The 22,011-nt window shown below is 28.3% G+C and carries 18 protein-coding genes; 6 read left to right on the top strand and 12 right to left on the bottom strand.

Annotation, left to right across the window (positions count from 1 at the left end; all coding sequences use genetic code 11):
* The first annotated feature begins 76 nt into the window (after window positions 1-76).
* The 5 genes from miaB to BIV18_RS00915 are packed head-to-tail and all read left to right on the top strand — an operon-like array spanning window position 77 to window position 8,166.
* Entirely contained in the window at window positions 77-1,474 is a 1,398-nt protein-coding gene (gene miaB, locus BIV18_RS00935) for a tRNA (N6-isopentenyl adenosine(37)-C2)-methylthiotransferase MiaB (RefSeq protein WP_075658820.1), read from the top strand.
* Entirely contained in the window at window positions 1,455-4,073 is a 2,619-nt protein-coding gene (gene mutS / locus BIV18_RS00930) for a DNA mismatch repair protein MutS (RefSeq protein ID WP_472924268.1), read from the top strand. The genes miaB and mutS overlap by 20 nt, the downstream gene beginning before the upstream one ends.
* Window positions 4,073-5,962: a DNA mismatch repair endonuclease MutL gene (mutL, locus tag BIV18_RS00925; RefSeq protein WP_083635511.1), complete on the top strand. Its 1,890-nt coding sequence runs from the start codon at window positions 4,073-4,075 to the stop codon at window positions 5,960-5,962. Before mutS ends, mutL begins: the two co-directional genes overlap by 1 nt.
* Complete coding sequence (miaA, locus tag BIV18_RS00920; protein WP_075658815.1) at window positions 5,963-6,871, top strand: tRNA (adenosine(37)-N6)-dimethylallyltransferase MiaA; 909 nt, start codon at window positions 5,963-5,965, stop codon at window positions 6,869-6,871.
* 8 nt (window positions 6,872-6,879) lie between these two features.
* Complete coding sequence (locus BIV18_RS00915; protein ID WP_075658813.1) at window positions 6,880-8,166, top strand: methionine gamma-lyase family protein; 1,287 nt, start codon at window positions 6,880-6,882, stop codon at window positions 8,164-8,166.
* Window positions 8,167-8,351: 185 nt separating this feature from the next.
* On the opposite strand, the gene BIV18_RS00910 is transcribed toward BIV18_RS00915, so the two are convergent.
* From BIV18_RS00910 to BIV18_RS00880, 7 genes are all read right to left on the bottom strand, one after another.
* Entirely contained in the window at window positions 8,352-9,512 is a 1,161-nt protein-coding gene (locus BIV18_RS00910; protein WP_083635510.1) for an ISL3 family transposase, read from the bottom strand.
* A gap of 343 nt (window positions 9,513-9,855) precedes the next feature.
* Entirely contained in the window at window positions 9,856-11,577 is a 1,722-nt protein-coding gene (locus tag BIV18_RS00905; protein ID WP_075658809.1) for an Rqc2 family fibronectin-binding protein, read from the bottom strand.
* Window positions 11,578-12,132: 555 nt separating this feature from the next.
* Window positions 12,133-13,332: a M20 metallopeptidase family protein gene (locus BIV18_RS00900; RefSeq protein WP_075658807.1), complete on the bottom strand. Its 1,200-nt coding sequence runs from the start codon at window positions 13,330-13,332 to the stop codon at window positions 12,133-12,135.
* Between the two features lie 123 nt (window positions 13,333-13,455).
* Window positions 13,456-14,097, bottom strand: a complete 642-nt coding sequence (locus BIV18_RS00895) for a copper amine oxidase N-terminal domain-containing protein (protein WP_075658805.1) — start codon at window positions 14,095-14,097, stop codon at window positions 13,456-13,458.
* Window positions 14,098-14,120: 23 nt separating this feature from the next.
* Window positions 14,121-15,083: a tyrosine recombinase XerC gene (locus tag BIV18_RS00890; protein ID WP_075658803.1), complete on the bottom strand. Its 963-nt coding sequence runs from the start codon at window positions 15,081-15,083 to the stop codon at window positions 14,121-14,123.
* Between the two features lie 49 nt (window positions 15,084-15,132).
* Window positions 15,133-16,665 (bottom strand): ribonuclease Y, encoded by a 1,533-nt coding sequence (gene rny, locus BIV18_RS00885; RefSeq protein WP_075658801.1) that lies wholly within the window; start codon window positions 16,663-16,665, stop codon window positions 15,133-15,135.
* Between the two features lie 127 nt (window positions 16,666-16,792).
* Window positions 16,793-17,089, bottom strand: coding sequence for a LysM peptidoglycan-binding domain-containing protein (locus tag BIV18_RS00880; RefSeq protein ID WP_075658799.1), 297 nt, complete (start codon window positions 17,087-17,089; stop codon window positions 16,793-16,795).
* Window positions 17,090-17,282: 193 nt separating this feature from the next.
* Between BIV18_RS00880 and lexA the strand changes: the two genes are divergently transcribed.
* A complete protein-coding gene (lexA, locus tag BIV18_RS00875) occupies window positions 17,283-17,903 on the top strand; it encodes a transcriptional repressor LexA (RefSeq protein WP_075658797.1) in 621 nt (206 codons plus the stop codon).
* Window positions 17,904-18,270: 367 nt separating this feature from the next.
* On the opposite strand, the gene BIV18_RS00870 is transcribed toward lexA, so the two are convergent.
* From BIV18_RS00870 to fabG, 5 genes are all read right to left on the bottom strand, one after another.
* Window positions 18,271-18,885 carry a class I SAM-dependent methyltransferase gene (locus tag BIV18_RS00870; protein ID WP_075658795.1) on the bottom strand — a complete coding sequence of 205 codons (615 nt, stop codon included), beginning with the start codon at window positions 18,883-18,885 and terminating at the stop codon, window positions 18,271-18,273.
* Between the two features lie 261 nt (window positions 18,886-19,146).
* Entirely contained in the window at window positions 19,147-19,638 is a 492-nt protein-coding gene (locus BIV18_RS00865) for a MarR family winged helix-turn-helix transcriptional regulator (RefSeq protein ID WP_075658793.1), read from the bottom strand.
* 8 nt (window positions 19,639-19,646) lie between these two features.
* A complete protein-coding gene (gene fabZ, locus BIV18_RS00860; protein WP_075658791.1) occupies window positions 19,647-20,066 on the bottom strand; it encodes a 3-hydroxyacyl-ACP dehydratase FabZ in 420 nt (139 codons plus the stop codon).
* Window position 20,067: 1 nt separating this feature from the next.
* Window positions 20,068-21,285, bottom strand: coding sequence for a beta-ketoacyl-ACP synthase II (gene fabF / locus BIV18_RS00855; protein ID WP_075658789.1), 1,218 nt, complete (start codon window positions 21,283-21,285; stop codon window positions 20,068-20,070).
* On the bottom strand, window positions 21,282-22,010 hold the full coding sequence (gene fabG / locus BIV18_RS00850) for a 3-oxoacyl-[acyl-carrier-protein] reductase (protein ID WP_075658787.1): 729 nt from the start codon (window positions 22,008-22,010) through the stop codon (window positions 21,282-21,284). Before fabG ends, fabF begins: the two co-directional genes overlap by 4 nt.
* Window position 22,011 lies beyond the last annotated feature (1 nt).

Raw genomic sequence — 22,011 nt, 5'->3', positions numbered from 1 at the left:
ATGTGTTTGCATACTCTTTTCTTGATAATTAGACTGTTTTTCAGTTATAATATAAAGACATGAAATGAGGATGTAAATGGAAAATAAAGAATTAATTAATGATATAAATAACAATATTAATGAATATATTAGAAATATAAAAGAAAATATTGACACAAAAAAAGCACTTGTTATAACTCATGGCTGTCAAATGAATGAACATGACTCTGAAAAAATAACTTGGCTTCTTGAAAAAATGGGTTATATTTTTGTAAATGAGGTTGAAGATGCAGACCTTGTAATTTTAAACACTTGCTCTGTTAGACATTCTGCAGAAGATAAAGTATATGGTCAACTTGGCAATTTAAAAAATTTAAAGTCAAAGAAAAAAGATATTAAAGTTGCAGTGTGCGGATGTATGATGCAAAGAGAAGAATCTAGAAATTATGTAATGGAAAAGTTCCCAAATGTTGATATTATTTTTGGAACAAATAATATTTGGAAACTTCCTGAACTTTTAAGTTTATCCTATGGAGGCAAAAAACTTTCAATTGATATTGAGGAAAATCCACTTAACATTGATAACTCTCTTGGTGCAAATAGACTTTATAATTTCAAATCCTATGTGAACATTATGTATGGTTGTAACAATTTTTGTTCCTATTGCATAGTTCCTTATACAAGGGGAAGAGAAACTAGTAGAAAACCCCTTGAAATAATTAGAGAAATTGAAGAATTAGCAAAAAGCGGAACTAAGGAAGTGACTCTTCTTGGGCAAAATGTAAATTCTTACGGCAAAAATTTTGACGATAGATTTTCCTTTGCAAATCTAATTGAAGAAATTAATGACATAAAGGGAATTGAGAGAATAAGATTTATGACATCTCATCCAAAGGATATTTCTGATGAGTTAATTTATTCTTTCAAAAATTTAAATAAGCTTTGTAACTTTTTGCATCTTCCAGTTCAAGCTGGTTCTTCAAGAGTTTTAAAAATGATGAATAGAAAATACACAAAGGAAGATTATCTAAGAAAAATTGACAAAATAAAAAATGTTAATCCAAATATTGCCCTTTCAACAGATATAATGGTAGGCTTTCCTGGAGAAAGTGAAGAGGACTTTCTAGACACTTTGGATTTAGTTAAAAAAGTTGAGTATGATACATCCTTTACTTTTATATATTCTATAAGAGAAAATACTCCTGCAGCTAAAATGGAGCAAGTTCCTGATAAAGTTAAGCATGAGAGATTTGAGAGACTTTTGGAAGTCTTATACCCAATACAAGAGAAGAAAAATAAGGCATTTATTGGAAGAGATGTAGATGTTTTGGTTGAAGATTTTTCAAAGAAGGACGACACATATGTAAGCGGAAGAACTGACGAATTTAAGCTTATTAATTTTAAGGGAAATAAAGAGGATATTGGTAAAATTTTAAAAGTTAGAGTAAAGGATGCAAACAGTTTTTCTTTAGTGGGTGAAAAAATTGAATCGTGAAAAATTAACGCCTATGATGCAGCAATATCTTGCTGTCAAAGATAAAAATCCTGATGCAATTTTATTTTTTAGGCTCGGTGATTTTTATGAAATGTTTTTTGATGATGCACTCCTTGCTTCTAGAGAGTTGGAAATAACTCTCACAAAAAGAGATGCGGGTCTAGAAGATAAGGCGCCTATGTGCGGAGTTCCCTATCATGTGGCATCAGGTTATATTTCAAAATTAATAAATAAGGGCTACAAGGTTGCAATTTGTGATCAAGTAGAGGATCCCAAACTTGCAAAGGGTATAGTAAAAAGAGAAGTTACTCAAATTATTACTCCAGGGACATTTACTGATACAGAATATTTAAATAGCGATTTAAATAATTATTTGCTTTCAATTTTTATTCACGGATATTCTTTGAACTTAACATATTCAGATTATTCTACTGGAGAAATTTATTTTACTGAAAAAACTTTTTTGTCAAAATCAGAGCTTTATAATTTCTTACAAGATGAAATTGACAGAATTAGTCCCAATGAAATACTTTTAAATGAAGAGATTACTTCTAAGTTTAAAGATAAAATTAAAAGAGATAATATTTTTATTAATCCTTATATTTCAGAAAATTTAAGGGATATAGATTTGTTTAAAGAGCTTGGAGAATATTTTAGTGTAAATTTTAAAAATAGTTTAAAAAATTTTATTTATGAAAATAATATTTCTGATTATACATCATTAAAGAAAATCTTACAGTATTTAGTAGTTACTCAAAAAATAAATTTAAAGCACATAAATAATATAAAATATTACAATAATTTTGATTATTTAATTTTAGATGAAAGTTCAAAAAGAACTCTTGAAGTAGTAAGGGGTCTTAATACCTTTACAAAAAAAGGTTCTCTATTAGATGTTTTGGATAAATGTAGCACATCCATGGGTTCACGTAAATTAAAAAAATGGGTTGAGAGTCCTCTTGTAGATATAGATAAAATATTTGAGAGGCAAAACTTAATAGAAGCTTTTACTAAGGATTTACTTCTTCAAGATAAATTAGAAAAACTATTAAAGGAAGTATATGATATTGAAAGACTTGTTGTAAAAATTTCCAATGGAAGCATAAATCCTCGTGAAATTGCCTCTCTTAAAAATACAATTATAAATTCGGAAAAGATAAAAGAAATTTTAGAAAACTATGACAATGAATATTTAAAATATTTGGGCAAAAAATTTATAGACTTAACTTATATTTATGAAAAAATCCAAGATATTTTAATCGAAAACCCTCCTGTTGTCATTGAGGATAATAGAATAATTAGAGAAGGTTATTCTGAGGATTTAGACGAACTTTTTAAGTTTGCAATTGAAGGTAAAAATTGGTTACTTGATTTTGAAAATAAAGAAAGAGAAAGAACTGGAATAAAAAAATTAAAGATTAAGCACAATAAAATTCTCGGATATTTTATTGAAATCACAAAATCTTTTTTAGATCAAGTTCCTGATGACTATATAAGAAAACAAACTTTAGTTGGATCAGAGAGATTTTTCTCCTTAGAATTAAAAAACATGGAGGGCAAGCTTCTTGGTTCAAAGGAAAGAGCCCTAAGTCTTCAGTCTGAAGTTTACAATGAATTAAAGGATTATATTGCGGGCGAAATTTATAAAATACAAATTTTGGCAGACAATCTTTCAAATTTAGACGCGCTTTTATCCCTTGCAAAAGTTTCTAATTTAAATAATTATGTAAGACCAAAGTTTAATGAAGATGGATTTATAGAAATAATAAATGGAAGACATCCTATTGTAGAATCCTATATGAATGATGACTTTTTTGTTCCAAATAACACTTATATCGACACCAAAAAGCACATGATTCACATAATTACTGGACCAAATATGGCTGGAAAATCAACTTACATGAGACAAGTTGCTCTTATAACAATCATGGCTCATATAGGGTGTTTTGTGCCTTGCGATAGTGCAAATATATCTTTAGTAGATAGAATTTTTACAAGAATTGGTGCTAGTGACAATCTTTCTAAGGGACAATCTACATTTATGGTTGAGATGCAAGAAGTTGCAGACATAATCGACAATGCAACTCCTAAATCATTATTGATCTTAGATGAAGTTGGAAGGGGAACAAGTACTTTTGACGGACTTGCCATTGCAAATGCGATAATCGAATACATTGCAGAAAATATAAAAGCTAAAACTCTTTTTGCAACCCATTATCACGAGCTAGTTCATCTTGAAGATAAATATGATTCTGTGGAAAATTTAACTATTGCAGTTGATAGACAAGATGATGAAATAATATTTCTAAGAAAAATAATCAAGGGATTTACAAACAACTCCTATGGAATTGATGTTGCAAAGCTTGCGGGCATTGATGAAACAATAATAAGTAGAGCCAAAGAGGTTTTGAATGTAATTGAAAAGGAAAATGAAGATATTAATGTTGACTTAAACAAAGAATATATAAAAAAAGAAGACAATAATCCAGAAATATTAAATTTTATTAACAAATTGAAGGAAATTAATATTCTTGAAATAAGTCCAATGGAAGCTTTTAATTTATTAAATGAAATTATAAATAAATCCAAGGAGTTATAATGATTAGACTTTTAGATGAAGCAACTATTTCTAAAATAGCTGCAGGAGAAATAATTGAAAATCCCGCTTCAATTGTAAAGGAATTAGTAGAAAACTCTATTGATGCAGGCGCAGACAATATTCTCATAGAAATTAGGGGAGAAAGTACAGATTTTATTAAGGTTTCAGATAACGGATCTGGCTTTTCTGAAGAAGATCTTAATATTGCATTTTTACGTCATTCAACTTCAAAACTTGAAAAAATTGAAGATCTTGAAAAAATTAGAACTCTTGGTTTTCGTGGTGAAGCTCTTGCAAGCATTTCAAATATTTCAAAGATAAAACTTATGACAAAAAGGGAAGAGGACCTTGCTGGAAATTCCCTTGTAATAGAAAATGGAAAAATTATAAAGAAAAATAAAATTGGTATGCCAAAGGGAACTACTTTTGTAATTACCGATGTTTTTTATAACACTCCTGTTAGAAAAAAATTTTTGAGAAAAGATTTAACGGAGATAAATAATATAATTGATACTGTGCAAAAAATTGCCCTTAGCAACAATAATATTAAATTTACATTAATTAAAGATGGAAAAACAATTTTAAATACTGGAAGCGACAAGGATCCAATTAACAGAATCTTTAGTATATTAGGTTCAGAAATTGCATCTTCATTAAATGAAGGATCCTTTGAGTCAGAAAATTATAAAATTAAAGGTTTTTTCTCTGACAATAAAACTTTTAGATCAAATAGAGACAGCCAATATATATTTGTAAATGGAAGATTTATTAAAAATATTAATATTTCTAGAGCTGTAGAAAAAAAATATCACTCTTTAATACCATTAAATAGATATCCTGTCTTTGTTCTTTATATTGACATTGATCCAAAGTTAATTGATGTTAATATTCATCCAAAGAAAAATGAAATAAAAATTTCTAATGAAAATATTTTAAATGCTATTTTAACCGAAATCGTTGAAGAAGTAATTTATCCAAATCGAAGTATAAGAGAAATCGAAATCAAAGATAAAGAGGAAAATATAAATGTTTTTGATATTTTCCTAGATGATGATAAACCAAGAGATGATTCTCAAAGCAATGAATCTCATACAAATTTAAAAAGTATATGGGATTTAAAAAATGAATCGCAATATAAAAATTATGAAGACAATTTATATAATGCCTTTAATGAAGATGCAGTCTTATATAAAGAAGATGAAGTCGAGAATAATGAAGTTGAGAAGCTTGAAGAAAAAACTTTAAATCAAGAAATTCATGAAGAAAAAAACTTTTTATTTGATAATAAAAAAAGTCAAATTGACGAGAAACTTTTAAATACTAATATTGCAGGAATTCTCTTCAAAACTTATATACTTTTAGAAAACCAAAGAGATGGCATAATTTTTGTTGTGGATCAACATGCAGCACATGAAAGAGTTAATTACGAAAAATTTTTGCATATGTATTTAAATAGTGAAATTACTTCACAAATATTATTAAAGCCTGAAATAATACAACTAAATCAAATTGAGTATGACAAAATTTTAAATTATTTAGACTTGTTTACTAAACTAGGATTTAAAATTGAAAACTTTGGAGATAATTCTGTTGTTTTAAGGGAAGTCCCAATGATTTTTGGCCTTCCAACTTATGTAAATTTTATAAGAGATATTATTGATTCTCTTGATAAAGAAATTTCATCAAATTATGAGGCAGATTTATATGAAATTATGAAAAAGGCTTGCAAAGCTTCTGTTAAGTCTGGAGATGATCTTTCTGAAATGGAAATAGAATCCTTAATTAGAGATTTAAAGAATTGTGAAAATCCTTACACATGTCCTCATGGCAGACCAACAATTGTGGAGGTATCAAAGCACACTATTTCAAAATTATTTTTGAGGGAGTAAATGGAAAATTTAATTATAATTACTGGACCAACAGGAATAGGAAAGACTGACCTTTCTCTTAAACTTGCTAAAAAATATTGTGGAGAGATAGTTTCTTGTGATTCCATGCAAATTTATAAAAAATTAAATATAGGAACGGCAAAAATTGACTTAAATGAAACTTCTATTCCTCATCACATGATCGATATTATTGAACCTTCAGATAATTTTTCCGTTGCCGATTTTAAAAATGAGGCAAAAAAAATTATTACTAATATAAATAACAAAGGAAGAGTTCCCTTTTTAGTTGGAGGAACGGGACTTTATATCAATTCAATAGTCTACAATTTAAATTTTACCGAGACTGAACCTGATTATGAGTATAGAAAGGAGCTTAACAATATTTTAGAAGGAGAGGGAAGCGAATTTTTATACGAGAAACTTTTAAAAAAAGACAGTGAAATGGCTAAAAAAATACACAAAAACAATGGTCAGAGAATTATTAGAGCCTTAGAAATTTTAAAAAGTGGAAATAAAAAAGGAAATAATTTTCGAGAAGAAAATAAGGACTACAATTTAATTTATATTGGTTTAAACATGGATCGAGATGAATTATACAAAAAAATCAATAATCGTGTAGATAAAATGATTGATTTAGGACTTGTAAATGAAGTAAAAAACCTTTTAGATGCTGGTTTAGACAAGGATTCTCAATCACTTAAAGCAATTGGTTATAAAGAAGTCATTTCATATTTAGATGGAGAAATTCAATTTGACGAAATGGTTGATTTAATTAAAAAAAATTCAAGGCATTATGCAAAGAGACAGCTTACATGGTTTAGGAGAGATGAAAGAATAAAATGGTTTGACAGAGAGTCAGACAATATTTTATTTGACATAGAAAATTATATAGACAGCAAATTAATTTAGGAGAAAAGATGACAGTATACGATAAATTATTTGAAGAAGAGTATAACATTGACTTGAAAATAATTGAATTTGTAAATAACAATGAAGCCAAATTAAAAGATAAATTTCAAAAATTTAGCGACATTGCACAGTATAATCAAGTTAAAATTTTAAAAGCTATGCAAAAAGAAGGTTTAAAATCAACTGACTTTAACTGGACAACTGGTTATGGCTATGGAGACATTGGAAGGGATAAAGTAGAGAGCATATACGCAAGAATTTTCAAGACAGAAGATAGCCTTGTAAGACCTAATATAGTTTCTGGAACTCACGCAATTACTCTTGCAATAAAATCAGCTTTAAAGCCAGGAGATCATTTTTTGTCAGTTACATCTACTCCCTATGATACATTGCAAAAAGTGATAGGCATAAGAGGAGATAGTCCCGATTCATTAATAAAAATTGGATATGAATATTCTGAAGTTCCATTAGTGAATAATAAGATTGACATTAAAGGCATAAAAAACTATATAAAAGATAATACAACTCTTGTAATAATGCAAAGATCAACGGGATATTCAAATAGAAGAGCTTTTACAATACTAGAACTTAAAGAAGCCATTGATGAAGTTAAGAGAATAAACAAAGATATAAAAATTTTTGTAGACAATTGCTATGGAGAGTTTACAGAATTAATTGAACCAAGTGAACTAGGAATAGATATTATGGCGGGATCTCTTATAAAAAATCCTGGTGGAGGAATTTCTTATACTGGCGGTTATTTAGCAGGCAAATCAGAACTTATAAATAGAGCAGCAAATATTTTGACCGCCCCAGGAATAGGAAAGGATTGTGGGCTTACCTTTGGAATGACTAGACAAATACTTCAAGGACTTTTTATGTCGCCAAAAATTGTCGAAGATGCAATAAGGGGAGCTACACTTTTTTCAAAATGTTTTGAAGAATTGGGCTTTAAAACAATTCCATCAAGTGATGAGCCAAGAAGTGATATTGTAACAGCAATTGAATTACAGAAGCCAGAAATTTTAGAAACATTCTGTAAATATATTCAATTTTCTTCACCAGTTGACTCAGAATTTACTCCAATTCCTTGGGATATGCCAGGATATAATGATAAGGTAATAATGGCAGCAGGTGACTTTATAGAAGGATCATCTATTGAACTTTCAGCAGATGGTCCTATGAGAGAACCATACTATGTATATTTCCAAGGAGGGCTATCTTATTATCACATAAAATTTGCATTAATACATTTGTTAAATGCACTTGATAAAGAAAGTCTAATTAAATTATGAGAATTAAATTGGCTCTATGTCAAATATTGGGGAGACTCGTTAATTCGAGTCTCTCTTTCCATTAAAAAATCAATACTTAGGCGCTATTAGAATATCAAAACTAAAATAACTAAAAAATTACTAAAAATAGGTATAGCAAACAAAACCCCTAGGGGTTTTGCAAAATTTTCCTGTTTTCCCAACAACTACTTACATGAAAACATGATTCTCTTTCTAAACAAATTGAAATTTTTCATACCAAAACAATTTCTTTTTAAAGTCTTTATCTTAGTATGAGTTCCTTCAAGTGGACCATTAGACCAAGTATAATCAAAAGAATTACATATCTCATCAAACCAGTTATTAAAAGCAGTGATACAAGATTTAAATTCTTTTAAATCAGATTCTTCAGCTCTTCTTATCCATTCCCTTAAAGATTTAGATGCTCTAACTTTATTGGGTTGACTTAGAACATATTGGTAAAACAGTTCCTTTAACCTATATGCTAACTTCAAATCGTTGTTTAAATCAAGCATTAAAGAAACTTCTTTAGCTTGTTCAGTTGTTAAATTAGAAGCAGGTTTTGTAAGTAGACTCCTACTTCTCTTAAAATACTTTCTAAGCTTAGAAGAAATATCTTTTTGAATCCTCTTTCTAACATTCTCTAAAGCCCATGAAACTTGTCTTATGAAGTGATACCTATCAACAATATGGATAGAAGTTTTAAAGAACCTATTCTTAACAGACTTAAAGGTATTGGACATATCACTTACAAAAAACTTAACTTCTTGTCTCTCCTTGTTAGGAACTTTTTTAAAGTATTTAAACAAAAAGTTCTTATCCCTAGTAGGCAAAATATCAATGACAGAGTGCTTATCACCATTAAGAAGAGAAGTTTGATACTTAATATTTCCACTATCACCTTTAAACTCATCTATACACAATACACTTGAAAGTTTTGCTCTTGAAACATATAAACAATGTAAAATTCTCAAAACAGTATTAGAAGAAACATTATACCTACTAGCAATAGAAGAGCTAGAATGAAGTTCATTAAATTCAGCAACAATAGCAAAAACAAGCCTATAAGTCATAGTGTGACCCTTAGCAATAAAATCAAGTTCTCTTTCAAAACGACAACCACAAGACTTACAATCATACCTAGTCTTCTTTAAATGAATAAGACATTTCTTACCATGAATATGAGTATCCTTAATCTTTTGAATCCTATGATCATGAACCCAAATCTTTGTAGAACCACAGTGAGGACAAGTATCCATCTTTGTAACAGAAGCATAAATGTGAACAAATTCCTTATCCTCACAAAAACTATCAAAAATTACATCTTTAAAACCCAACAAATTCATGTTATTATTATTTTGCACTTATATGCACCTCCTAACAAAGTTTGTTGTTATTTTAAGTTTAGGACTAAATGCGTATAAGTGCAATTTTTTTTACATAAAAATATCTGTTAGAGATTTACTCCCCAACAGATATTATAGAGCCATTAAATTATGAGAGTGAAAACATCTTTTAAAGATTATAATTTTCCATATTCACAATTTAGTTCCCATTCTAGGTATTAAAATTCCTCCTGATAAAATAATATCAGGAGGAATTTTAGTTTTCTAACCTTTTTTTAATTTTAGGACTTTTGCAACATCTATTGTCCCTTACTTTGAAAGTAAGAGCAAAGTTTTATTAATTTTATTCTTTTTCTATGTTTACATTTATAGTTTTATAGTTTGTATAAGTTACAAGACCTGGTTTTTTTGCAGGATGTCTCTTTACATTGATCTTAAAAGTGTAATCAACAGAAATATTTTTTGATTTTGAAAGTGAACTATACTTTGCAGCTAATTTAGCGGCAGTAATTAAGGAATTATTAGTAAAATTTCTGTTGTCATTTTTTAATATTACATGAGAACCTGGGGCATCCTTTACGTGAAACCATAGATCATTTTTTTTTGCTTTTTTATGAGTTAAATAATCATTTTGCTTATTATTTTTTCCTATAAAAATTTCAAAACCATCTTCTGTTTTTATATAAATATAATTTTCTTTATTATCTTTTTTCTTTTTATTATTTTTCTTCTTTTTTATATATCCTTCTTTTTCTAATTCTTCATAAAGTTCCTCTATTTCATCTGGCGTTTCTGCAAAATCAATATTTAGTAAAATTGATTCTAAATAACTAATTTCAGATTTTCCAATTTCAATTTGTTCCGCAAGAAACTTAGCTGCATTTTTTAATTTAGAGTATTTTTTATAATATTTTGATGCATTTGATGGTCCATCTAGCTTTGGATCCAATGGAATTTCAATTTCTTTCATTTCGTTATAAAAATTTTCAACTTTTAGCGATATTGCACCTTTTTCTATTTTATAAAAATTTGAAGATATTAAATCGGCATAAACTTTGAATTTATCTCTATCTAATGCGATATTTAATTCATTTGATTGATTAGAAATCTTTTTTTTCAATTTCTCTATATTTTTCTTTATAGACTTTTTTAGTTCCTTATTCTTTAAATCTAGAGTATCTCTTAAAAATTTAGAATTATAAAATTCTTCAAGGAGAGAAGAGATGCTTTCTACTTTAGATTTTTCATTTTCACTAAGTTCCTTTAAATCTATGGAATAAAAATCCTTAAATATTCCATCCCTATAAATCTTTATTGGCGAAAATTTATATTCTTTTACTTCTTTAAAGATTTCTAAAAATACTTCTTCTAAATTTTTAATTTCACTTTCAGATAATGAAGATACAATTCTTCTAAAATCAACACTAGATCTATATTCAATTTCACTACACATTTGTGGACTAATACCAGTGAAAGTTTTCAAGAAAAAAGTTTTTAAATTTAAATTTTTATTTGAATTATTTATTAATTCACTTATAGAATTTACTTCGCAAGGATTAAATCCCTTTGAAATATCCTCTGGATTATAAGTAAGCCCTGGTAGGACTTCGCGAACACTAGATAAATTAAAATTAATTCTCTTTAAAGAATCAATAATTTTTTTAAGCTCATCATCAATTAATATAACATTTGAATGCTTTCCCATAAGTTCAATTATAAGTGCTTTTTTAGAAAATTCACCAAACTCGTCACGAGACTTAACAAGTATCTTTATGATTCTATCCATTTTATATTGTGAAACTTCAAGAATTTGATTGTTTTCTAAATGTTTTCTAAGAAGCATACAAAAGGCTGGCGGATTTTGTGGACTATCAAAAATTTCTTCACTAAAATATACTCTAGGACTTCCAGAAATAGATATAAAAAGCCTTTCTTTTTTACCCTTAGCCCTAATATTAATTAAAAGATCATTGTTATTTTGGTAAATTTTATCTATCCTGCCATCTATAATTCGATTATTTATTTCATAAACTAAATTTTTAACTACTGTACCGTCTAAAGACATTTTATCACCTAAAATTTATTATAACATATTTTATAAAGTTATACGGAAGGAGGATGTCTAGAATATTTGTTTAGAACGAATGTATGTTAAAATTATTGATAAAATTTATTAAGAAATATTTTAAATAAAATTTTAATAATTAGAAGAAAAGTATACATAATCAATTTGTATATTATTAGAGTTTATAGTTACAAAAAAGAATAAGAATTTAACTCATTAAAAAATATTAAAAAATTAAGCAAACAAAGAAACTAAAACATTGTACTATGAATTTTACTTAAAAATATGGACTTTAACATAATTAGATAAGATAACTTAACAACAGTATTTATTTTGATGCTAATTTATAATTAATAAAACTTAATTAAGAAATTTGTAAAAAATGTAAATTTTAATAGTTTTAACTGAAAAAGATGTAAAATCATAAAAAATAGTCACAAAATTATTATTTTGCGACTATTTTTGCGTTCTTTAGATTGACTTTTCTATGATTATTTTGAACATACCTATTTTCCCCAACCTTGTAATTAAATTCAAAGCTTATATTTAATCAAGTTATATTATTGAATTCTTTAAATAAGATTTAATTTTTATTAAAGCATTTAGAGCGATATTAACCAACATTTCAGTGCCAAATTTTAAAGCTCTTTCATCAATTCTAAAACCAGGACTATGATTTAATGAGCTATATCCGTCTTTTATTGTTCCTGCGCCTAAAATAAAAAAAGCACCTGGTTTAACATTTAAATAACTGGAAAAATCTTCACTTGCCATTAGTGGCTTTGTAAATAATATTTTTTCCTCGCCAAAAAGTTCTATAGCTGTATTTATAACAATATCTGATGCTAAATCATCATTTATAACAGGATCATATCCTCTAATATAGTTTAACTCATATTTTGCACCATATATTTTACACACACCATCGAGGATATCTCTTATTTTATTTTCTATAAGATCTCTATTTTTATTATCAAAAGTTCTAATGGATCCAGATAAGGTTGCATATTCAGGAATAATATTAGGAGCATTTCCTGATGTAAATTTACATATAGCAATTGATGATACGTCATGAGGACTGAGTATATAATTATTGATTTCATTAATTGAGCTAATAACTTTCTGACCTATAATAATGGGATTTATAGATTGTTCTGGAGCGGAAGAATGTCCTCCCTTACCTTTTATAGTTATTTCAACAATATCTCCAGATGCCATAAATGCTCCTTTATTAATAGCAATTGTTCCTGGTTCTAAATCTCCAATTACCATTATATGTTGTCCAAATATCATATCGACATTTTCTAATACACCTTTTTCAATTAATGGTATTGCTCCACCTGGTTGCTCTTCTTCTGCTGGTTGAAAAATAAATTTAATGTTCCCATTTATTGAATCTTTCATTTCGTTAAGGATAGTAGCAGCACCCATTAACATTGCAGCGTGTGCATCATGTCCACAAGCGTGCATAATTCCTTTATTTTTTGAAGAAAATGTCAGTCCTGTATCTTCTTCTATTGGAAGTGCATCTATATCTGCTCTAAGTGCTATTGTAGGTCCATCATTTTTCCCTTTTAAATAACCAATAACACTATTTTTAGTTAATTCTTTAAAATTAATATTAGTACAAGAATTAAGTTCTTCTTTAATATATTTTGCAGTATTTGCTTCTTGATTAGATAATTCAGGATTCTCATGAATATATCTTCTCCACTTTATAATTAAATTTTCTAATTTATCATTTATAAATTTCATAAATACTCCTTATTATTAGAATATGCCTTTGCAACTTCTTGTGATGAATATAGAACTCAATTTTAATATTGCACTAACTTATTTTAATTTAAGTGTTGCAATATTATTTACAATTTATTAGTTTTAAAAAATAGAATATGATGATTTTTTATCTTGTACTGTATCAATTGGTGTTTTCAATTCTTTTGAAGATTCATCTCTATTTGTAGCATTTGTGTTGCTTTCATTTACTTTAGATTCTTTATTATCTTCTTCGTAATTATATCTTTTTCCTTTAGTTTTAAATTTACCAGAAATATAAACAGAATCATCTTTCCAATCTACACTAAGCCCTAGTGTTTCTGATATAAATCTAATTGGAACGTAAGTCCTTCCATCGTATAATATTGCTGGAGAATCTAAATCAACTGTATTATCTATCCCTTCTTTATTAACTTTTGCCTTTGTTGAATTGATGTCAATTTCAACTAATACATCTACGGCACCAATTAAAATGCCACTAGTTTTTGTTTCTTTTTTTTGATAATAATTAATTTGTGCACCCATGTTTTCAGAAATATATCTAATTGGCACCATAACTCTATTGGTATTTTTATCGAGATATGCCTTCCCCATGTCTTCTGGAATTGTTTGAATATTATTATTAATGTAAATGTTAATATTTTTATCTAAAGCTTCCTTTGGTAATTTTCCAACTGCGAAAACAGATGTACTTAGTGCCATAATCATAATTCCTGCAAATGCAAATTTTTTTAATTTTTTCATATTTTCTCCTTATTATTATAAATTTATTTTTCCTTAACTTTTGAAAGTGGATTAGAATCAACCATTTTTTTTAGTGCTTTTTTATTTACATGTGTGTAAATTTCTGTAGTGCTTACAGATTCGTGTCCTAATATCTCTTGTAGAGACTTTATATCGGCATTTCCATATTCATATAATAATGTAGCTGCAGTATGTCTAAGCTTGTGAACTGAGTATTTATTTGTGTCTAAACCAGAATTTTTCATATGCTTTTCGATCATGTGTTGAATTGATCTATTGCTCATTCTTTGTTGTCTCATTGATAAAAATAGTGCATCATCTTTTATTTGTGGTCGAATCTTTAAATATTCATTAATGGCATAAACACAAGCCTCATTGAGATAAATTGTCCTCTCTTTGTTTCCCTTTCCTATTACTTTTAATGTGTTATCATCTTTCAAGTGAGAAATATTAATCCCAGCAAGCTCAGAAAGTCTCATGCCACAATTTAAAAACAATGTGACTATTGCGTAGTCTCTTTTTTTATAAATTGGCTTTATATTAGATTTTTCAATAGTTTTTAAAAGATTTAAACTTTGATCTAAGGATAAATATACTGGAAGAGTTTTTTCAAATTTAGGCATATCAATATCAATTAGTGGATTTTTATTAATAATTTCGATCTTTTTAGAAAGATAATTATAAAAACTTCTAATAGATGAAATTTTTCTAAATTTAGACCTATTGGAAATTTTCCTTTCTCTTTCTAAAAAAGCATTATATGCATATATATCTTGTTTAGTAACACTTTCCAAGACCTCTGGAGTAATGTCTTCAATAGCTATATCGTTAAAGTTTATAGAATCATCAACTAAATTCTTCCTTTTTTTAATAAATCTTACAAAGACTCTTAAGTCATAATAATACTCTTTAACAGTGTTTTCTGAAGATCCCTTTGTAGATTTCATATAATCTAAGAAATCATCAATTAAGTTAGAGTTTATCAATCTCTCACCCCCTATAAAAATAAAAACCTGACATAAGTCAGGTTCCTAATTATTTAGCGTATTCAACTGCCCTAGTTTCTCTAATAACATTAACTTTAATTTGTCCAGGAAAATCTAGTTCAGACTCTATTCTCTTTACTATATCTCTAGCAGTAATAGTAATTTCTGCTTCTGAGATTTTTTCAGGTTTTACTATTATTCGAATTTCACGACCAGCTTGAACAGCATAAGACTTTTCAATACCTTCAAATTCATTTGCAATTTCTTCTAGTTTTTCAAGCCTTTGAATATAAGATTCAACTGTTTCACGTCTTGCACCAGGTCTTGCTGCAGAAATAGCATCGGCAGCTTGAACTAATACTGATTCAACACAGTTTGGCTCAACATCACCATGATGAGACTGAATTGCATTAATAACATATTCGGATTCGTGATATTTTCTTGCAATTTCAACTCCAATATCAACATGTGGAGCATCTAGATTTCTATCTACGGATTTACCTATATCGTGTAGAAGTCCACCTCTTTTAGCTAGTTTAACATCAGCACCAATTTCGCCAGCTAAAATTCCAGCAATTTCAGCAACTTCAACTGAATGTTTAAGGTTATTTTGTCCATAACTAGTTCTATATTTAAGTCTACCTAAATATTTAATAATTTCTGGATGAAGCCCGTGAACTCCAGCATCATAAGCCGCTTGTTCGCCTGATTCTTTTATAATTGTTTCAACTTCATTTTTGGCTTTTTCGACAGTTTCTTCGATTTTAGTTGGATGAATTCTGCCATCATTTACAAGTTTTTCTAAAGCTACTCTTGCTATCTCTCTTCTTATAGGATCAAAGCAAGACAATACAACAGCTTCTGGAGTATCGTCAATAATTAAATCTACTCCAGTTATTGATTCAATAGCTCTAATATTTCTACCTTCACGACCTATAATTCTTCCCTTCATTTCATCATTTGGAAGGTTTACAACAGCCACAGTAGATTCAGCAACTTGATCAGCAGCACATCTTTGAATAGCTTGTGCTATTACATTTCTAGCATATTTTCCGGATTCTTCTTTTATTCTATTCTCATTTTCTTTGATAATAAGTGCTGACTCATTAGTAATTTCTTTTTTTAATTCATTGAGTAAAATTTCTTTGCCTTCATCTTTAGTAAGACCAGCAACCCTTTGAAGTTCTGCTTCTCTTTGCTTAATAATTTCATCAACTTGTTCTTCTTTTTCTCTAAGACCCTCTAGTTTCCTGTTAAGCTTTTCATCCTTACGCTCAACTTGAGTGGATTTTTTATCTAAAAGCTTTTCCTTAGATAAAACACGTTCTTCCATTTCTTTTATTTCAGCTCTTCTAGTCTTAGTTTCCTTTTCTTGCTCAGATCTCAATTTTTGAATTTCTTCCTTAGCTTCAACAAGCAAAACTTTTTTTTGTGTCTGTGCTTGATTTTCAGCATCATAAATCATTTTATTAGCTAATTCTTCAGCATTTTTAAGTTTTCCTTCAGAAATATATTTTCTAATGGCATAACCAAAGGCTATACCAATAATACCGATAATAATAGTTAAAGCATTAAAACCCATTCATACACACCCCCTATTTAGTTTTCATGTTTCAAATTTAAAATCATTTTCAAGGCATAAGCCTTAAAATTATTGTATATCTTTTAAAAGCATAAGTCAAACAGAAAAGTATGTGTATGCATGTTATCTATTTATTTTTATAGATTGGAATGGCTAATTTGTAACCTGGTTTAATATCATAAGATGAGATATTGTTAAGCTTTTCAATCTCCATAATGAATTTCATTTTGTTTTTACATTCATAATTATCAGAAATTGTCCATAAAGTATCACCCTTTTTTACAGTGTAAACTTGTATAACAATTTCCTCTTTCGTTTTAAAATTTTTATCTTCAAAATTTTTTATAATTAGACCTGAATTAAAAATAAATATTAATAATAAAAATAAAAAAACCTTTGGTTTGTTAATAATAATTCTTTTCATAAAATCACCTCAAATGTTTTGTTCGCAATAAGTTTAAACTTCAGTATCAAACAGCAGTGTCAAATATAAGTTCTAAACAAATGTTACAACAAAAGTTTTATAATGTCAAGTAAAATATAAATATTTTAAACGACAGTTTGAAATATTTGTTTAAATGTGGTATTATTAATATAAAAATACAAGGAGGTAAATTATGTACGAAGATCTAAACCAAAGAGATCTTGAAATTTTATTTTTTATTAAAAGATTTATTGAATCAAAATCCTATCCACCTACTGTTCGTGAAATCTGTTCTGGTTGTAACATTAAATCAACTTCTACTGTATACTATGCTCTTGAAAAATTAGAATCAACAAATTATATTAAAAAAGACGCATCAAAAACTAGAGCTATAGAAATTATTCCACAGGATGATGACATCCTTATGCTTAAAAAGAAAACTGTTGACGTTCCAATTGTTGGGCGAGTAACAGCAGGTGCTCCTATTTTAGCTGTTCAAAATATTGAAGACACTATGCCTCTTCCAGTTGACTTTGTTTCAAATAAAGAACTTTTTATTTTAAAAGTCAAAGGAGAAAGCATGATTAATGCAGGAATTTTTGATGGTGATTATGTGATCATTGAGAAGACAAATTCTGCTAGAAATGGTGAAAAAGTTTTAGCTTTAATCGATGACGAGGCAACTATTAAAACTTTTTACAAAGAAAAGAATAGATATAGACTTCAACCTGAAAATGACACAATGGAACCTTTTTACTTCGATAAAGTCGATATATTGGGAAAAATCATTGGTCTATATAGAAAGATCAACTAAAATAGGCTATTAAAAATGTATCAAAAAAGACGAGGAAAATAAAAATCCTCGTCTTTTTTGATACATTGTATTCGTAAAAAAACAAAAATATATAATATTAGGTACAGTCTTTCGATAGAATTGCAAGGAAAGCTGGCTGGTTTTTCGGATAAAACTCTTACACAAAAAACATAGAGCAGTAAATTCATCGACATCTTTTCCCAAAGTCCTTCTGTAAAATAAAAAAGATGAAGAAGATATTTTCTCCTCATCTTTAACTTTGTTTATTGATTTGCCTATACACTTTAGGGTGAATATTTTCTCTAAAAGTCCTCTACTGCCACCTCTTAGATTTAAGTATAAAAATAGATGCTAATAAATGTTAAGATTATTTATGTTTTTTAGCTATAAAGGCTAATTGTTTTTTATCATCCAAATGATATTCACAAATAAATCCAATTTTTGATAACATTTTTGTTAAATCAGTAGGAGAATATACTTCAAAATTTAGCATATCAGCCCATTTTTTTATATTTTTTTGTTCTCTAAATGCACCCTCGTTGCAAATTAAAAATTGTCCATCATCCTTTAATACACGATAGACTTCTTTGAAACAATCCTCTATATTATTCCAAAAATATATGGTTTCAAAAGCTGTAACAATATCTACAGATTTATCTTTAAAAGGGATTTTTTGTACATTTCCTTCAATGATTTTGCATCTTCCAGCTTTTATTGCATCTTTATTTAAAAAACTCGCCATTTCTACACTTGCCTTTGAATAATCAATTCCATAAACTTTACAAGCTTTTGTCAAAAAATACTCTATATTGCGTCCACCACCACAACCTAAATCCAAGATGATATCTTCTTTATAAATTTGCAAAAAACTTCTTCCCCATTTTGCTAATTTTTCATGACCTTTATTCATATTTTTTAGCATAAATCTACCAGAAAAACTTTCTTTTGGTTTAACAACATTTTCAAAAAAACTTTTAAACATATAAATGCAATCCTCCAATTGATATTTTTTATCATCTATATTATATCAATTCTTTATATAATAGGATTAAATTTATAAAGTTTGATTTTTTAATATTCCCCTCTCAGCATCAAAACTTGGATTTTTCTAATTTCAATATAAGAAAGCTGTTTTTGTTTTCTGCTTAAAACATTAAAAGTCCTTTATACAACTCTTTTGCATTAAATATTTTTCGCTTGCTTAAATGCTTAGTTTTTCGTTAAAATTACAAATCTAATTTTACTATTCTTTACCAATTGGAATCTTGTCATCATTTCTAGAATTTATAAATTTAGTCACTTCTGGCATAAGTTCTTCACTCATAATTTCAAGAATCTTTTCCATAGTTTCTATATCTTTTTTATCAACTCTTTTTCTAAGTCTATCTAAAACTAATTCTATATAAGAGTTTTTCATGTTGTAGTATTCATAAAATCTTTCTGTACATTCTAGATAATATTCTCTTCTGTCTTCTTCGGATTGAACTTTTTTAAGATATCCCTTTTTTATTAGAGAAGATATTTTATAAGCAATATTTGGATGAGAGCATTCAAGAAATTCAGTAACATCACTTACCCTCGGTCTATTTAATGCATGTATAACTTCTATGGTAAATGTTTCAGTTGCTGTCAAAGTTGCTTCTCTATCTTGTAGGTTTGCAAACATATTCTTGTATAAATTCAGCTTAAACTTTTCATACACTTCATCAAATATTTTTTCCAAATTATTGTACATTTTTCCTCCTATCTTAATGCAAAGGATATTTCACAACTCATCACCATTTCTCCGTCTCTTGTGATATTTCCCTTTCCTATACCGAGATTTTTTACTATTTTTATCATTTCACAAGTTATTACTAAATAATCTCCTGGTCTTACTGGCTTATAAAAGCGTGCATTTTTTATTCCTCCAAGCAAAGCAAGTCTTTTAGGATTTTCTTTTAAAAGTGCTACTGCTCCAACTTGAGCAACTGCTTCTATTTGAAGAACCCCAGGCATTATAGCTTCTTGCTGGAAATGTCCCTGAAAATAATATTCTCCGCCAGATACTGATTTAATTCCCTTTGCATATTTATTATTGTCCATTTCAATGATCTTGTCAACCATTATAAAGGGATAGGAATGTGGTAAGATTTCTTTTAATTGATTAAAATTTATTTCCATATTAATACCTCTTAAAAATTAAGGCTGCATTATGTCCTCCAAAACCAAGTGAATTTTTGAGGAAGTAATTTATATCATATTCTTCTGCTTCTAGAGCAAAATTAAGTTCACATTCTGGATCTTTATTTTTAAAATTTATCAATGGAGGTAAAAAATTTTCATTCATTGCCAAAATTGAAAGTATTGATTCAACAACACCAGATCCTCCTAGTAAGTGTCCAATTTGAGATTTTGATGATGATACTTTGATTTTTCTATCTCCAAATACATTTTTTATTGCAAGAGTTTCAATCTTATCATTTAAAAATGTTGAAGTTCCGTGGGCATTTATATAATCTATTTCATCTACTTTTATCCCAGCATCTTTTATAGCATCTGAAATTGCTTTTGTTGCAAATTTTCCATCAGGTGATGGTGATGTTATATGGTAGGCATCACAATTAACACCGTAGCCGACAAGTTCTGCAATTATATTTGCTCCTCTTTCTAAAGCTGATTCCAAACTTTCTAAAACTAAAACTCCAGCTCCTTCTCCCATTACGAATCCGTTTCTATCCTTGTCAAAGGGAATTGATGCCCTGTTTTTATCTTTAGAAGTGCTAAGGGCTTTCATTGATGTAAATCCACCAATTCCAAGTTCAGTAATCGATGCTTCGCTTCCTCCAGCAAAAATAATTTCTTCATAACCACCTTTTATTGCTCTATAAGCTTCTCCAATTGCGTTTGTAGATGATGCACAAGCAGTAACAATAGATAAACAAGAACCATGTGCGCCTAAATCTATCGCAACATTTGCTCCTACGGAATTTATTATTGCCTTTGGTATGAAATAAGGACTTAACTTGTCGAAACTCCTATTCATTCCTCTTAAATGATCTTCTTCAATTGTTCTAAGTCCACCAATCCCTGAAGTTATATAAACTCCAACTCGCTTGTTTTCTATTTCTTCTTTTGAAAGTTTTGAATCTTTCATCGCATTTTTTGCAGCTATCATTGCAAATTGGTTTACTCTATCTAGTCTATTTATTTCTTTCCTAGAAAACTCTTTATCTGCAGCATAATCTTTAAGTTCAGCTGCAAGGGTAACTACTCTATCTTCTATTGGATAATGTGTGATTTCATCAATAGCACATTTGCAATTACGCATGGCACTTATAAGTTCTTCTTTTGTTGATCCAATCGGTGTTAAGGCACCAAAACCTGTAACTACAACTCTCATATATTCATTCCTCCATCAACTGAAATAACTTGACCAGTTATGTATGATGATTCTTCTTTTGATAAAAAATGAACTAGATCAGCTACATCTTCTGCTTTTCCATATCTTTTTAATGGAATATCTCTTAAAATTTCTTCTTTAACTGCATCATCTAAATTATTTGTCATTTCTGTATCTATAAAACCTGGTGCAACTGCATTTACTAAAATATTTTTTGCTGCAAGCTCTTTAGCCAGTGCCTTAGTAAAACCAATGATTCCAGCTTTTGATGCACTATAATTCGTTTGTCCAGCATTACCTCTAATTCCACTTATAGATGAAATATTTATTATTCTTCCACTTTTTCTTTTCATCATAGGTCTTGCAAATAATTTTGAAAGATAAAAAACAGAATATAAATTTGTTTCGATTACTTTTATAAATTCTTCTTCCTTCATCCTAAAAATTAAATTATCTAAAGTCATGCCAGCATTGTTTACAAGAACTTCTACTTCAAGATTTTGTTCTCTGCATATATTGAAAACTTTCTCACAATCCTTAAACTTGGATAGGTCTGCACTTATACAAATAACTTCTGTGTCTAATTCATTTTTTAGTTTTTCTATCTTGTCTATCTTACTTCTTGTATGAAGGATTAAATTATAATCCCTTGCAAGCTTTCTTGCAATTGCACTTCCAATACCTCCGCTAGCACCTGTTATAAGTGCATATTTTTTATTTTCCATT

The sequence above is a fragment of the Peptoniphilus grossensis genome (assembly GCF_001940285.1).
In the GTDB taxonomy this organism is placed as follows: Bacteria; Bacillota; Clostridia; order Tissierellales; family Peptoniphilaceae; genus Peptoniphilus_A; species Peptoniphilus_A faecalis.
The sequence above is the reverse complement of the archived record's forward strand: the minus strand, read 5'-3'. Positions and strand labels throughout refer to the sequence as shown.

Excerpts from the sequence above, each read along its gene's own strand:
- mutL (WP_083635511.1), top strand. The coding sequence starts at position 4,073 with ATGATTAGACTTTTAGATGAAGCAACTATTTCTAAAATAGCTGCAGGA.
- BIV18_RS00865 (WP_075658793.1), bottom strand. The coding sequence starts at position 19,638 with ATGTACAATAATTTGGAAAAAATATTTGATGAAGTGTATGAAAAGTTT.
- fabZ (WP_075658791.1), bottom strand. The coding sequence starts at position 20,066 with ATGGAAATAAATTTTAATCAATTAAAAGAAATCTTACCACATTCCTAT.
- BIV18_RS00870 (WP_075658795.1), bottom strand. The coding sequence starts at position 18,885 with ATGTTTAAAAGTTTTTTTGAAAATGTTGTTAAACCAAAAGAAAGTTTT.
- BIV18_RS00900 (WP_075658807.1), bottom strand. The coding sequence starts at position 13,332 with ATGAAATTTATAAATGATAAATTAGAAAATTTAATTATAAAGTGGAGA.
- BIV18_RS00905 (WP_075658809.1), bottom strand. The coding sequence starts at position 11,577 with ATGTCTTTAGACGGTACAGTAGTTAAAAATTTAGTTTATGAAATAAAT.
- rny (WP_075658801.1), bottom strand. The coding sequence starts at position 16,665 with ATGGGTTTTAATGCTTTAACTATTATTATCGGTATTATTGGTATAGCC.
- fabG (WP_075658787.1), bottom strand. The coding sequence starts at position 22,010 with ATGGAAAATAAAAAATATGCACTTATAACAGGTGCTAGCGGAGGTATT.
- fabF (WP_075658789.1), bottom strand. The coding sequence starts at position 21,285 with ATGAGAGTTGTAGTTACAGGTTTTGGTGCCTTAACACCGATTGGATCA.
- BIV18_RS00910 (WP_083635510.1), bottom strand. The coding sequence starts at position 9,512 with ATGAATTTGTTGGGTTTTAAAGATGTAATTTTTGATAGTTTTTGTGAG.
- miaB (WP_075658820.1), top strand. The coding sequence starts at position 77 with ATGGAAAATAAAGAATTAATTAATGATATAAATAACAATATTAATGAA.
- BIV18_RS00915 (WP_075658813.1), top strand. The coding sequence starts at position 6,880 with ATGACAGTATACGATAAATTATTTGAAGAAGAGTATAACATTGACTTG.
- miaA (WP_075658815.1), top strand. The coding sequence starts at position 5,963 with ATGGAAAATTTAATTATAATTACTGGACCAACAGGAATAGGAAAGACT.
- BIV18_RS00880 (WP_075658799.1), bottom strand. The coding sequence starts at position 17,089 with ATGAAAAGAATTATTATTAACAAACCAAAGGTTTTTTTATTTTTATTA.
- lexA (WP_075658797.1), top strand. The coding sequence starts at position 17,283 with ATGTACGAAGATCTAAACCAAAGAGATCTTGAAATTTTATTTTTTATT.
- BIV18_RS00895 (WP_075658805.1), bottom strand. The coding sequence starts at position 14,097 with ATGAAAAAATTAAAAAAATTTGCATTTGCAGGAATTATGATTATGGCA.